This window comes from Salinadaptatus halalkaliphilus, assembly GCF_006543045.1.
Classification (GTDB): Archaea; Halobacteriota; Halobacteria; order Halobacteriales; family Natrialbaceae; genus Salinadaptatus; species Salinadaptatus halalkaliphilus.
Genome location: NZ_RBZW01000028.1, coordinates 22035 through 35316, shown reverse-complemented (window position 1 = coordinate 35316; position 13282 = coordinate 22035). Strand labels below are relative to the sequence as shown.

At 64.0% G+C, this 13282-nt stretch carries 11 protein-coding genes; 5 read left to right on the top strand and 6 right to left on the bottom strand.

Annotated features, from left to right (window positions below):
* Positions 1–160: 160 nt before the first annotated feature.
* The 3 genes from D8Y22_RS11665 to D8Y22_RS11655 all read right to left on the bottom strand — a co-directional run bounded on the left by D8Y22_RS11665 (position 161) and on the right by D8Y22_RS11655 (position 2219).
* Positions 161–1036, bottom strand: a complete 876-nt coding sequence (locus D8Y22_RS11665) for an ATP-grasp domain-containing protein (protein ID WP_141464885.1) — start codon at positions 1034–1036, stop codon at positions 161–163.
* Positions 1037–1357: 321 nt separating this feature from the next.
* Positions 1358–1888 carry a 50S ribosomal protein L16 gene (locus tag D8Y22_RS11660; protein ID WP_141464884.1) on the bottom strand — a complete coding sequence of 177 codons (531 nt, stop codon included), beginning with the start codon at positions 1886–1888 and terminating at the stop codon, positions 1358–1360.
* Between the two features lie 103 nt (positions 1889–1991).
* Positions 1992–2219: a MarR family transcriptional regulator gene (locus D8Y22_RS11655; protein ID WP_141464883.1), complete on the bottom strand. Its 228-nt coding sequence runs from the start codon at positions 2217–2219 to the stop codon at positions 1992–1994.
* Between the two features lie 415 nt (positions 2220–2634).
* Between D8Y22_RS11655 and D8Y22_RS11650 the strand changes: the two genes are divergently transcribed.
* The 4 genes from D8Y22_RS11650 (at position 2635) to D8Y22_RS11635 (ending at position 7125) form a co-directional block, all read left to right on the top strand.
* Positions 2635–3831 (top strand): CBS domain-containing protein, encoded by a 1197-nt coding sequence (locus D8Y22_RS11650; RefSeq protein WP_141464882.1) that lies wholly within the window; start codon positions 2635–2637, stop codon positions 3829–3831.
* A 90-nt stretch (positions 3832–3921) separates the two neighbouring features.
* Complete coding sequence (locus D8Y22_RS11645) at positions 3922–4986, top strand: ABC transporter ATP-binding protein (RefSeq protein ID WP_246084417.1); 1065 nt, start codon at positions 3922–3924, stop codon at positions 4984–4986.
* A complete protein-coding gene (locus D8Y22_RS11640) occupies positions 4983–5780 on the top strand; it encodes an ABC transporter permease (protein ID WP_141464881.1) in 798 nt (265 codons plus the stop codon). The genes D8Y22_RS11645 and D8Y22_RS11640 overlap by 4 nt, the downstream gene beginning before the upstream one ends.
* A 241-nt stretch (positions 5781–6021) precedes the next feature.
* Positions 6022–7125, top strand: a complete 1104-nt coding sequence (locus tag D8Y22_RS11635; RefSeq protein WP_141464880.1) for a PAS domain-containing sensor histidine kinase — start codon at positions 6022–6024, stop codon at positions 7123–7125.
* 99 nt (positions 7126–7224) lie between these two features.
* Here D8Y22_RS11635 and D8Y22_RS11630 read toward each other — a convergent pair whose 3' ends face one another.
* The gene (locus tag D8Y22_RS11630) at positions 7225–8241 is read right to left on the bottom strand and encodes an NADP-dependent oxidoreductase (protein WP_141464879.1); all 1017 of its coding nucleotides are present in this window, start codon (positions 8239–8241) and stop codon (positions 7225–7227) included.
* A gap of 151 nt (positions 8242–8392) precedes the next feature.
* Between D8Y22_RS11630 and D8Y22_RS11625 the strand changes: the two genes are divergently transcribed.
* Positions 8393–9094, top strand: a complete 702-nt coding sequence (locus D8Y22_RS11625; protein WP_141464878.1) for a carbonic anhydrase — start codon at positions 8393–8395, stop codon at positions 9092–9094.
* A 61-nt stretch (positions 9095–9155) separates the two neighbouring features.
* Here the strand turns inward: D8Y22_RS11625 and D8Y22_RS11620 are convergent, their stop codons facing one another.
* Positions 9156–11597: a DUF2309 domain-containing protein gene (locus tag D8Y22_RS11620; protein ID WP_141464877.1), complete on the bottom strand. Its 2442-nt coding sequence runs from the start codon at positions 11595–11597 to the stop codon at positions 9156–9158.
* Complete coding sequence (locus tag D8Y22_RS11615) at positions 11594–13078, bottom strand: proton-conducting transporter transmembrane domain-containing protein (RefSeq protein WP_141464876.1); 1485 nt, start codon at positions 13076–13078, stop codon at positions 11594–11596. The genes D8Y22_RS11620 and D8Y22_RS11615 overlap by 4 nt, the downstream gene beginning before the upstream one ends.
* Between the last annotated feature and the right edge of the window lie 204 nt (positions 13079–13282).

Sequence of the window (13282 nt, the reverse complement as noted above, 5' to 3'; positions counted from 1 at the left end):
GTACCGATGTCCCGGCGGTGAGTCGAACTGTGTGAGACGAGCCTCGGTCGAGGAGCGAAGCGAGTCAACCGGTGCAACCGCCGTCCGGGTCGCGGGTGCGCCGGCAATGACGTACAGTAAACCGTCTGAACGGGAGATCGATTCCCAACCGAGGACGGCTTCACTCGAGGCTCGCGGTCGACCGAATCGCCGCCGCGAGCCGATCGTAGAACGCCGGTTCGTACTTCGTCGCGGCGTCGATGGTTGGCCTGGCGTTAGTCTCGTTGACGACGACGCCGTCGTCAGTCTCGAGCAGGTCGACGCCGAGAAACGGGATCGCGAGTTCGGCGGCGACGGCTTCGGCGAGCTCGCGCAGCTCCTGTGGGAGGTCGATACCGGTCGCTTCCGCACCGCGGTGAACGTTGTGTTTCCACTGGCCCGCCGATACGGCGTCGTCGGGCAACCGACGCTCGACGGCGCCGACGTACTCGCCCTCGAGCACCATCACGCGGTAGTCGGTCGCGTTCGGGAGGTACTCCTGGACCAGGAAGGATCGGTCCCCCGTCGCCCGGTAGTCGTGGACCAGCGAGAGGTAGTCACAGATGCCCAGAAACGAGTCGACGTCGTGGGCCTTCGCGACGCCGACGCCGCGTGTCGTCGAGTTGGGCTTGACGACGACCGGCGGCTCGAATCGCTCGAAGACCGTGGCCAGTTCCGACTCGTCGACGTCGTTCGAGACGTAGACCGACTTCGGAACCGGCAGATCAGCACGCTCGAGGCGAGCTAGCACCTCGGCTTTGTTCCGCGAGGTCAACACCGTCTCGTGGTCGTTCAGCCACGGGACCTCGAGGAGGGCGTCCGCGACCCCACCTTCCATCAGCCGGCCGGGGTAGACGAAGCCGACATCGTACTCGCCGGCCGACCACGGCGCGTCCTCGCCCAGCGCCACCACGCGCTCGCTCGCGGGCACGTGATGGGCTTCGATCCCTCGCTCACGGAGCGGATCGCCCATCCGCTGGAACGTTTCCTCGTCGTTGGCGACCGCAAGATCGATCATACCTGAACTCGGGCGTAGACGGGTAAAAAGGTGCTCGAGACCGATCGAACGGAGGTCGTTGCGGTGGCCGAAGGGTCGTTGCGGTGGCCGGGAGTGCGTCTCGAGCGACCGCGAGAGACGCATGACCCGGGGAAGGGCAGGATGTCACCCGTAACCGATCGCGAGCGACCGAAGAGAGCGAGCGGGCCGACGACTGATGTAAACGAACGACTGCGAACGGCGTAAGCCGTGAGCTACAGAGTGAGTGAACGGAAGGAGGAGGCTTTTAATCGAATTTTTGCCGAGGGCCGCCAACGGCGGCCCGCAGAGCAAAACTTCGGTTTAGGCGATCAGCTGCTCTTCGCCTTTCTCGACGACGACGCGACACGGCGGCGAGATCTTGTTGTAGGCACGCCGCATGGCCTCTTTCGCGAACTCGGCGTCGTCGATGTCACACCAGATGGTGAAGATGCGCTCGCCCGCCTCGATCCGGGCGGCGGTGCCGACGATCTTCCCGAAGGACTGGCGCATTCCATCGGAGACACGGTCTGCACCCGCACCCGTCGCCTGCTTGTTCTCCCGGATAACGTGGTGGGGGAACTTCCGGAGGATCATCTTGTAGTTGCCCTCGCCGGCGTTTTTCAGCATGTGGCGGTTCCCCGACAGCCGGGACGCCTCGAGCGAGCCGTGACGGATCTGGACTTCTTCCTCGGTGATAAGGCTGATCTGGATGGGGTAGTCTTCGGGGTCGGCGGTGAGGTCGCCCATCTGGTGCTGTGCGATCTTCGAGCCAGGGATACCGGTGATGTACTCGCGGCGCGTGTAGGCCGGCTTGTCGATATCCCGGTACATGGAGGCAGGTTTCTCTGACATGGTTGTGGTTACTTACGAAAACGGAGGCCTACCGTGCGGATAAAGCCTTCGAAGCGCGTGGACAGCTGTGACAGTCCGGCAGGGTCGCTGGTTCGCGAACAGGTCAGTTGGCGACGACGTACTCGGTGCCGGTCTGTTCGATATGATTTTCGCTCGAAAGCGACTCGAGCACGCTCAGCACGCTGAGTTTGTTCATCGCGAGAGTCTGGTTCAGATCGCCGACCGTTGCGCCGCCGGTCGCCTCGAGATAGAGATAGACGAGTTTGCCTTGTGGCGAGGTGACGTCCGCGGGGAGCTGGTCGATCTGCGTGGGGTGGTCGTATTCCATCATCGTGCAAATACCGACGACGAACCTACATATAACTCTATGGTAGGATGAATAGATACGCGTTAAAATATAAGTACGTGATTATATCTATTGATACGCGATGCCAGACGGCTATTCTGACACAGGTTGCCAAGGATTGGCCCCTTCACGGCGATACGGGCGGGATTTCTCTCGAGGTCGATCTGTCGGGAGGGAGTTCGATCGATGAACGGTTCCCGTTCGTTCGGACTATCGAGGGCCGAATTTGGCAGTGACAGCGTAGAAGTTACGTCTTCACATCCGACCGCGATGGTATGTAAAACGAATATATGTCACTGGTACGTCGATATGTGGTGGCTCGAATTTGGCTGCAGGCAGGTGGTGGCGAAATCGTCGGACCAGCGGCGTATTTAAGGGTGTTCCACTGCTAGTTGTCGGCATGATGTGGAGTTTCCGGGTCGGGTCGCTCTTTGGCATCCCGATCAAGCTTGACGTGACTTTTTTGTTGATTCTCCCGGTCTTTGCGTATCTGATCGGGCTACAGATCGAACCCGTCGTCGAAGTGCTCAACCTCTCGATGGGGGCTGGCATCGATGTCGGGATGGTGACCAATCCCTGGTGGATGCCCTGGACGCTCGGATTCGCCGCCGCACTCGGGCTGTTCGTCGGCGTCGTCCTACACGAACTCGGCCACTCACTGACGGCCCAACGCTACGGCTTTCCGATCGACTCGATCACGCTCTGGCTGCTCGGCGGCGTCGCCGCGCTCTCGGAGATGCCCGAAGACTGGAAACAGGAGTTCAACATCGCCATCGCCGGGCCGATCGTTTCGGTACTGGTCGGCGTCGGCTCCTACGCCCTGTTCGTCGTGACACCCGAGTCGCTCGATGGGGCCCGGTTCGTCCTCGCCTATCTGGCGATTCTGAACGTCTTCCTCGCCGTTTTCAACATGCTCCCCGCGTTTCCGATGGACGGCGGCCGAATTCTGCGTGCCCTGCTTGCACGAGGACAGCCCTACGCTCGAGCGACCCAGCAGGCCGCCGCCGTCGGCAAGATATTTGCCGTCCTCATCGGCCTCTTCGGACTCCTGTCGTGGAACGTCATCCTCATCGCCGTCGCCTTTTTCATCTACATCGCGGCCTCGAGCGAGGCCCAGCAGGTGACGATGAAGGCGGCGTTCCAGGATGTCACCGTCGCCGACATCATGACGCCGGCGGGCGATCTCCACACCGTGGCGCCCGGGACGACGCTGGCCGAACTCTTCCAGCGGATGTTCACCGAGCGCCACACCGGCTACCCGGTGATCGATGACGATCCGATGGGCGACGAGCGGTTGATCGGACTCGTGACCCTCTCGGACGCTCGAGAGATCGATCCGGTCGAACGCGACGCCTACACCGTCGAGGAGGTGATGTCGACGGACCTGGAGACGATCACGGCCGATTCAGACGCGATGACGGCGATCGAACGCATGCGAGAACACAGCATCGGTCGCCTCCTGGTCGTCGAGAACGGCGACCTCGTCGGCATCATCTCGCGGTCCGATCTGATGACTGCCTTCGATATCGTGCAAAAAAGCGGCGGCAACGCCGACTTCGGCCAGCGGCCGAAGGCGGCGGGCCGAATTCAACAGTAATCCAGACGGTACGAAACACACCTCGGGAAACCCACGTCTCGAGTGCCGAGACCAACATTCTTAACCGCAGTCGGGGCCGACGATCCGGCGATGCCACCGGCCATCGAGACCGTCGATCTGGTGAAGGAGTACGGCGAGTTGCGCGCCCTGCAGGGACTGTCGCTGACGGTCGAGGAAGGCGAGTTCTTCGGCCTGCTCGGACCAAACGGTGCGGGCAAGACGACGTTCATCAACACGCTAGTCGGGCTGGTTCGCAAGAGCGGTGGCGAGGCTCGCGTCTTCGGTCACGACGTCGAGAGCGACTATCAGCAGGCTCGTGACGCCATCGGCCTGGCACCCCAGGAGTTCAACGTCGATCGCTTCTTCCCGATCAAAGAAGTCTTGATGCACAAGGCCGGCTACCACGGAATTCCCGACGACGAGGCCGCCGAGCGCGCCGACGAGGTGCTCAAACGCGTCGGCATCTACGACAAACGGAACGAACGCTTCGACTGGCTCTCGGGCGGGATGAAACGCCGACTCCTGCTCGCTCGAGCGCTCGTCACCGATCCCGACCTGCTGATTCTGGACGAACCCACGGCTGGCGTCGACGTGCAACTGCGCCACGATCTCTGGGACCTCGTCACCGAACTCAACGAGGAGGGGACGACCATCCTCTTGACGACCCATTACATCGAGGAAGCCGAGCGCCTCTGTGACCGCGTCGCGATCATGAACGAGGGCCGGAAGGTAACCGTCGCGACGCCCGACGAGTTGAAGACCCGCGGCACGGATACGGTGTCGGTCCGCCTCGAGTCGACGCCGGCCACCGCCGGCGGACTGAACGGCGATCTGGGCGCGTACGCCGAGGCGGTGTCGACGGCCGGCGACCGCCTCGAGGTGCGGGTCGACGATGGCGGCGCGACGGCCCCGCAACTGCTCAACGATCTCGAGGCGGCTGGCCACGAGATCGTCGATCTCGAAATCTCGCGGACCTCGCTTGAGGAGATTTTCGTCGATCTGACCGAGCGCGAGGATCGATCGGTGACCAGATCCGGGACCGGCGACGGCGACCTCGAGCCCGGGGACGACGAGTCGATTGGGGATGGTGAGTCGCCTGCCCGAGGCGACTCACACACCGAAGACGAGGCGACACAGGAGGGAATCGCACAATGATCTCGATTGGCTTTCGCTCGCTCGTCCGCCGCGAGATTTTGCGGTTCGTTCGCCGCCCCAAGAACACGTTCATGCCGCCGGCGATCACGAACGTGCTCTACTTCGCCGTCTTCGGAGTGATCCTGGGCGGGCGGATCGACGAACCGGTCGCGGGGATCGGCTACATCCTCTTTCTCGTGCCGGGGCTGATCGTCCTGGGGACGATCTCGAACGCCTTCGAGAACGCTTCGTTCTCGATCTTTCACGGCCGGTGGAACGAGTACATTCACGAGACGCTGACCTCACCGCTTTCCTACGTCGAGATGGTCGTCGCCTACGTCGCCGCCAGCGCCGTTCGCGGGCTGATCGTCGGCGTCATCATCGCCATCGTCGGCCGGCTGTTTGTTCCGATCAGCATCGAAAACGGCCTCTTTCTGGTCGCGACGATGGTCGTCATCGCCGCGCTCTTTGCCGGCCTGGGGATCATCGGCGGCCTGGTCGCTCGAGATTTCGACGATCTGACCGTCATGAACCAGTTCATCCTGCGGCCGCTGGTGTTCTTCGGCGCGGTCTTTTACTCGCTGACCATGCTCGATCCGGTCTGGCAGTACGTCTCGCTGCTGAATCCGATGGTCTACATGGTCGACAGCGTCCGATACGGGCTGCTGGGCTACTCGGACCTGCTCGAGGTCGCGCCGGCGGCCTACGCCGAGTTCGCTCCCTACGCGTCGCTGTCGATTCTGACGGTCCTCACCGTTGCCGTCGTCGCGCTCGACGTGTACCTGTTCAAAATCGGCTACGGGCTCACCGACTGATACGGATTACCGTACCGGTTTCCCGGAGCGGCCGCGAGCCGTCCTGTGGCCGCTCTGGTACCGACATACATCGGTTGGCACGAAACTGGCCAAACGCGGTCCAGACGACGCGTTCCACGACTGCAGTCGTGGGCGGGCCTGCAGTTCGTGCCGTCGTCGCCGACGCCGTCTCCCGATTTCGGCGAAAACATTGATTAGCTTCTACTATCACGTCACGTACTGATGACATGGTGTTCGGTCCGTGGGTAGAGAGTCGGCCGCCGGTGACAGTACTGGTGTTGCATGCGGGTTCGAGACGGACCTCGAGCCCGGACGGTTTCGCCACCTGATCGAACACATCCAGGACGCCGTCGTGGAGTTCGAGTTCGTCGACGGCGAGCCGATCGTTCGCGGAATCAACCCCGCCTTCAGCGAGGTGTTTGGCTACGAACCCGACGAAATCGTCGGCCAGTCGCTCAACGCGTACATCGTCCCGACCTGGCTCGAGGGGGAATCGACCACGCTGGACGATCGAACGCAGGGCGGCAAGGTCAACTATCGCCACGTCCGCCGGGAGACGACGGATGGTATCCGGGAGTTTCTCTATCGGGGCATTCCCTACGAGACCGCAGCGGGGGTCGAACGCGGCTTCGCCGTCTACACGGATCTGACCGAGGACCGGCGAAACCGAAGCCGGATCGATGTCCTCAATCGCGTACTCAGACACAACCTTCGAAACCAGGTAACGCTCGTCGCCGGCAGCCTCGACGGCTTGTTCGAGACGCTCGATACCGACGCCCTCGAGCCCAGAGAACGGCAGTTAGTCGAGACCGCCAGAACGGGTATCGACGACCTCGAGACGCTGTCACAGGAGGCCAGCGAACTGTACCGGATCCTCAACACGTCGGTACCGACCGACGCCACGGTCGATTGTGTCCCGCTGATCCGGTCGGTCGCCGGTACGTTCGGCAAGCGGTATCCCGAGGCCTCGATCACGCTCGAGGTTCCCGACACGCTTTGGGTCACCGGGACGGACCGACTCGAGGTCGCCCTCTCGAGTCTGCTCGAAAACGCCATCGAACACAACCCGGCCAGTGAGCCACGCGTGTGGCTCGAGGCAGGGACCGACACCGAGGGGTGGTGTTATCTCACGGTTGCCGACGACGGACCGGGTATTCCGGCCGTCGAACGGGAGGTACGGACCGGCGATGCCGAGATTACGGAACTCAGACACGGCAGCGGTCTGGGACTCTGGCTCGTCACGTGGATCGTCGAGGGGTTCGGCGGCGAACTGTCGTTCGAGCGTAGTCGTGCCGACGGTGCCCGCGTTCGGTTGCGCCTTCGACGTTGTCGAGGCACGCGGTGATCGAGCGGGAGCGGTCTCATACGGATTACTGTACCGATGTACCGGCCCAGCCGCCGCCCGGGTTGCGGCTGGGCCGGAACTGACGTACAGTACACCGTATCAGTACTCGTGATCCCCCACCTTCACCAGCTGTTTCCCGATGTTGTCTCCCTCGAAGAGACCGAGGAAGGCGTCGGGAGCGTTCTCGAGGCCCTCGACGACGTTCTCGCGATAGTGGAGTTCGTCGTTCTGAATGAACCGTGAGAGACGCTCGAACGCTTCTCCCCACCGGCCTACGTAATCCCGAACGAGGATCCCTTCGACGCGGGCGCGAGTTTCGATGAGTTTGGTGAGCTTTCGCGGGCCGGTCGGCAGTTCGGTGGCGTTGTAGAGTGCGATCTGCCCACAGACCGGGACTCGAGCGTGCTCGTTCAACAGGGGCCAGACGGCGTCCGTGATCTCGCCGCCGACGTTGTCGAAGTAGACGTCGACGCCGCCGGGACAGGCCTCGGCCACCGCCGACCCGAGGTCGTCGGTCTCCTTGTAGTTGATCGCGGCGTCGAATCCGAGGTCATCGGTGAGCCAGTCGATTTTCTCGTCGCTGCCGGCCGTCCCGACGACGCGAGCGCCGTTGATGCGTGCGAGTTGGCCCACGACCGACCCGACCGCGCCCGCGGCGGCCGAGACGACGACCGTATCGCCGGGTTTGGGTTGGCCGACCTCGAGCAGGCCGAAATAGGCCGTCGCGCCGGGCATCCCGAGGACACCGAGTGCGGTCGAGACCGGGCCGAGTTCGGGATCGACCGTACGCAGATCGTCGGCATCGATTGCGGCGTGTTCAGCCCAGAGACCGTCGCCAGTCACGATGTCGCCCGCGGCGATGTCGTCGGCGTTGGACTCGAGCACTTCGCCGACGATGCCGGCTTTCATCGGCTCGCCGACGTTCCACGGGTCGGCGTAGGATTCGGCGTCGCGCATTCGACCGCGCATGTAGGGATCGACCGATTGATACAGCGTCTCGACGAGGACCTCGCCGTGGCCGGGCTCGGGTCGGTCGACGGTAACGAGTTCGAAGTTGTCGTGTGTCGGTTCGCCGACCGGACGACTTGCGAGTTGCCACTGCTTAGTTGCTGGCATACACCACCATTCTCGTGGCAACAATTCAATATTTGCCTCGCGGAAGGGATACTCGAGCGGCGATGCGACGGCTGTCCGACGCGCGAAGAGCCGCGTTCCCACGAGCGCGAACGGATAGAAGTTTTTTGCCCCGCGTCGGTGTCTACCGCGTATGGGGACCGACCACGCCCTCCTCGAGGAGTTACTCGCTGGCAACCAGCGCCACGTCGAGTCGCTGCCTGCGGACTACTTTGCGGACGTCCAGACCGAGCAGCACCCGGGCGTCGTCGCGATCTGTTGTTCAGATTCGCGGGTGCCCCAGGAACAGATGTGGGGGGTCGATCGACCGGGCGCGATCTTCACGCCGAGCACCCTCGGCAATCAGGTCTGTGACGAGGATCATGGGGAGCGGATCGTCGACGGAGGGATGCTCTACCCGATTCACCACACCGGGACGACCGTCGCAGCCGTCGTCGGTCACACCGGTTGCGGGGCCGTCACCGCCGCCTACCGGGTCGCGACCGGCGCCGAGTTGCCCGGTCCACCGGGGGTCGACAAGTGGATCGAGATGCTCTCACCGGTCGTCGAGGAGGCACTCGAGAGCGGACTGATCGACGCTGATGCCGACGAAGACCGGATCGTCAACCAGCTCGTCGAGTACAACGTCGACTACCAGGCGCGGGCGCTGTCCGACTCCGACGACGTCCCCCGTGATGTCGACATCTACGGCTTCGTCTACGATTTCCAGGGCGTCTACGGCAACGAGTACGGCCGCTCGTACCTCGTCAACGTCAACGGCGAGACCGACTCTGGGCAGATCTCCGAACTGGTTCCCGACGCGTTCGAGACGGTGACGGAGAGTCTCCTGTTCTGACTCGAGATCGCGGCAGCGTCGTCGGTTTCTGCTGTTCGTGTTGGCCTCGATCGGGATGTCACTACCGCTGCTGTGCGATTGGGACCCGCACTCGGGGTTCCCACTCGAGATCGCCCTGATAGTGAAAGACCTCGTTGTCGCGCTCGGGATCGACGACCGTCAGGCCGCCGATCCACTCGTTGGCGACCAATCGCTCGATCTCCGCGTGGTGCTCGAGGATCTTGGTGACGCGCTCGACCGGCGCGTGGATCACGGCCGAGAGACGCAGCGGCTGGTGATAGGGTTGTTCGTCGTCGATTTTCAGCGACTGGAGCGGGAGGCCGGTCATCAGGTCGCCGCCGTTACCCTGAACCACGCCGACGTTGCCAAGCGGATTCTGGGTAACCTTCGAGCCGCTGCCGTAGACGCCGTTGTCGACGGTCGCGAAGTAGTACTGGTTGTTGATCCACTGGGTGACCACGAGCGGTCCCGCCATGATCAACTCGAGGGCCTCGCCGTCGGGGTCGGTCGTCCAGTCGTAGGAGTGGAGAAACGCACGCCCGTCGAGATTCTCGTCGGCGGTCAGTTCGCGCGGCCCGATGACGAACGAGGCGTTGCCGGCCAGTCCCCATTCGGGGCGAGTCTCGGCCCAGTCGTGGGCGCGCCGTTCCGTCTCGCGGACGCTGTTGGCCGGCTCGTCGGCCGTCATCGACTCGGTGCGCTCGGCCGTCGCGCCCGCTCGGGCGATCTCGAGGTCTTCGCGCAGTTGCTCGAGCGCGTCTGCGTGGCTCTCGGGCACCTCGTCGTCGAAGAGAGTGATCTTGTCGGTCGTGGTGTTGTGTTCACCTGCAAGGAAGACGGTATCCTCGGGAATCTCGTAGCCACGCTCACGGAGGTCGGCTTTGACGGCCTCGTCGTTACAGATCGCCGCGAGCACGCGGGCGTTGGGGCCGCCGGGGTTGCCGGCACAGGCCCCACAGTCGAGACTCGAGTCGAATGGGTTGTTCGTCGTGTGGCTCGCGTGGCCGGTGAAGACGACCAGGCGGGCGAACGTCGTCCACCCCATCAGATCGAACGCCGCCGCTGCGTACTCGACCTTCTCGTCGTGGCTTATCCGTGGGTAGTCGATTGTCGGCGAACAGAACTCGTGGGTGCTCGGGACCTGCTCGTCAACGACGGTCTCGAGCGTGGAGAGAGCGGACGGGGCGAGCGTCCGCGCGGCCATCGCTGAGCCGTAGACGCCACCGCCCCCCTCGACGAACGGGAACGCGGCGGCGACGTTGGTCTTGAGGCGCTTGAAATGTTTCCGAGTCGCGTCCACCAGCCCGTTCCAACGGTCGTGTGTCGCCGCCTTCTCGTCGCAGGCGTGGTTCGTCTCGGGCTCGTCGCTGATCTGGTGTTCCGGCTCGACGATCGGCGGACAGGCGTCGGCGGCGACCGCCGAGTCGTGTCCCTCGTATCGCATTGGAATTCCGAAAAAGCCTGCGTAGCCGTGGGTCTCGTACTCGCTCTGTGCCTCGATGTGGCGGCGGATAATCTCCGAGCGCGTGTCGATACAGAACACGAGCTGGGCGTCGGGGCGGGCGTCCCCGTCACCGGGACCGTGCGTGGGATCGGTGACCGAGTCGTCGAGTCCCGCGAGGAGTCCGTCGCGGTAGCTGCGCTCCCAGGCGGTCAGCCAGATCTCGGGCAGCGGTACGTCGCCGTCGGTCGCGTCCCCGTCCGAACCCGCGTTCGCATCGGTCCGCTCGTCAAGTTCGATCGGCGCGTCGAGCAGATCGGCAAGCGTCAGACGCACCGCCAGATACGACGCCAGCGTGATCGGGTACGTTTCCTGCCACGGGTCGAAGTCGTCGTCGGCGCGCTGCTTGACGAATCCCGTCCAGCCGGGAAGGGCCGCGAGGTGGGCCTCGAGGATCGCCTCCCAGCGCGACTCCGGATACTCGTCGAGGACGGCGTCCAGCGCCTCGAGGGCGGTCTCCGGGAGTTCGTCGGCGTCGTCACAGGGGAGATCACCGTCGTTGGGCGCTAGCTGTCGCCAAGCGGCGTAGAAGCCGTCCTCGCGGCCGGGCATCGACCACGTCGCGTGTCCTTGATCGAGGAAGGCGGCGAGCCACTTCGAGAGGATGCGGTCGACGGTCTCGGTCGCGTCGTCGGTCGCCGGCTCGCGCTCGGCGTCGGCTCGTTCCAGCTCCTCGAGGAGCGTCTCCGGATCCCGGTCGATCCCACGGGCCTCGAGTTCTGCCTGGAGCACGTTCGGATCGATTCGGCCGTCCTCCCAGGCCCGACGGAAGATGTCGGGGTGGGGGTAGCCGCGGCCGCCGAACAGCGCCTCGGCCTCGGCAACGGCGCGGTGGAATGGGCGGTTCTCGAACCCCGAGAGTGGGTTCGCTGTGACGAACGAGTGGATCGGCCAGACCGCGCCCATGCGGTCGGCCGCGCGGTCGATGCTGTCGGTGATGTGATCGCGGCGTTCGGTCGCGTCAGCGGTCTGGGCCTGGGTCTGGGTCTGTGTGCGTGTCATCGGTCGTACTCCTCCTTGGTGGTGAGAACGGTCGCCGCGTTCGGCTGCGAGACGTTCAGTAGCGTGACGTAGAGGCGGTCGCTCGAGCGGTGCCAGCCGAGTTCCGTCGCGAGATAGGCGCCTACGAAGAGCGCGACGACGAGGTAGTGGACGACGGTCAGCTCGGTCGGTGTCGCGGTCATCGGGACGCCAGCAAGCAGCGACGAGATCGCGTTGAAGGTCACCGCGTAGCCGCTGATCGCGGTGAGGACGACCAGCGGGACGCTGACGAGCCTGAGCGAAGCGGGCAGCGTCGTCCGCTGGAGGATGTCGCGGGTCGCGGTGATCGTCGTCAACACGACCACGAGCGTCAGCACGATTCCGCTGTCGAGAGTCGCCGACTTGCCGGTAAAGAGCATAAAGAGCGCGCCAGCGCCGACGGCGGTGAGGAGACTGACGGCGGTACCCGAGAAGCCGAGTCGGGTGCGTCCGGCCGCTTTCGGAGCGGTGTGTTCGACGGATGCGCCCGAGGAGAGGAAGAGGTAGGCCTTGTAGAAGCCGTGCAGGATGAGGTGGGCGATCGCCGCGGCGAAAAAGCCGAGGCCACACTGCATGATCATAAAGCCCATCTGGGCGACGGTCGAGCTGCCGAGCTCGCGCTTGACATTGGTCTGGACGAGCAACATCGCCTGGCCGAGCAGGGCACTGAACGCGCCCAGCAGGACGACGGCAGACATGACGAGGAGTTCGTCGGCGACTACCGGTGCGAACCGCGTTAGCAGGACTCCGCCCGCGTTGACGAACCCGGCGTGCATCAGCGCGGAGGCTGGTGTCGGCGCCGTCATCGAGGACAGCAGCCAGCCGTGGAAGGGAAACAGCGCGGACTGGATCATCGCCGCCAGGACGATCGCGCCGACGGCGACGAGTCCGACCGCGGTCGGGACGCTCTCCAGTTCACCGAGGATCCCGGTGATCGACGTTGTCCCGGTCGTCCACGCCAGCGCGACCAGCCCGACCGCGAGCAAGGCGCTGCTGGCGAGGAAGTACGTCCGCGCGAGGGCCGCGGCGGCCCGCGCCTGGGTCCAGTCGCGCTCGTGGCCGATCAGCGACGCCATCAACAGTCCCATCGCCAGCCACGCGAGACCGAACAGGGCCACGTGATCGGCTGCGGTCAGCGCCATCACAACGAGCGTAAACGCGAATACGCGGGCGTAAAACGACTCGAGGCGACTGTCGCCCGCCATGTAACGCCGCGAGTAGCTGTGGACGATGCCGCTGAAGAATGTCACGACGGCCCACATGACGGCAGTCAGTCCGTCGATCACCGCGATACCCTCGAGTCTCCACTCGTAACCGCCCCAGGCGGTGAGCACGAGGATGCCGACGGTGAGGACGAAGAGCGTCCAGACCGCGAGCGTCGCCGCTCGGGCGACCGAAGAGGACGGCGTCGTCGTCGTTTCAGCGAGTGGTACGGTGTCGTTCGTCGGTGTTTCGTCTGACATTCTTCGGGTACTCCGTCCGACCAGGCCCGACCGTCTGACCAACGGACAGGTTCGGGCAAGTATTACCGAACCGGTCGTATCTGGACAGTGGTTGGACAGACTGGTTATTATAACCACCGATTCGAACAATTTGTTCGTGTTATGGCGTACCAAGGAACGAACTGTCATCGACGGTCTCGAGGTGGAGCTGGCCGAAGCAGCGCT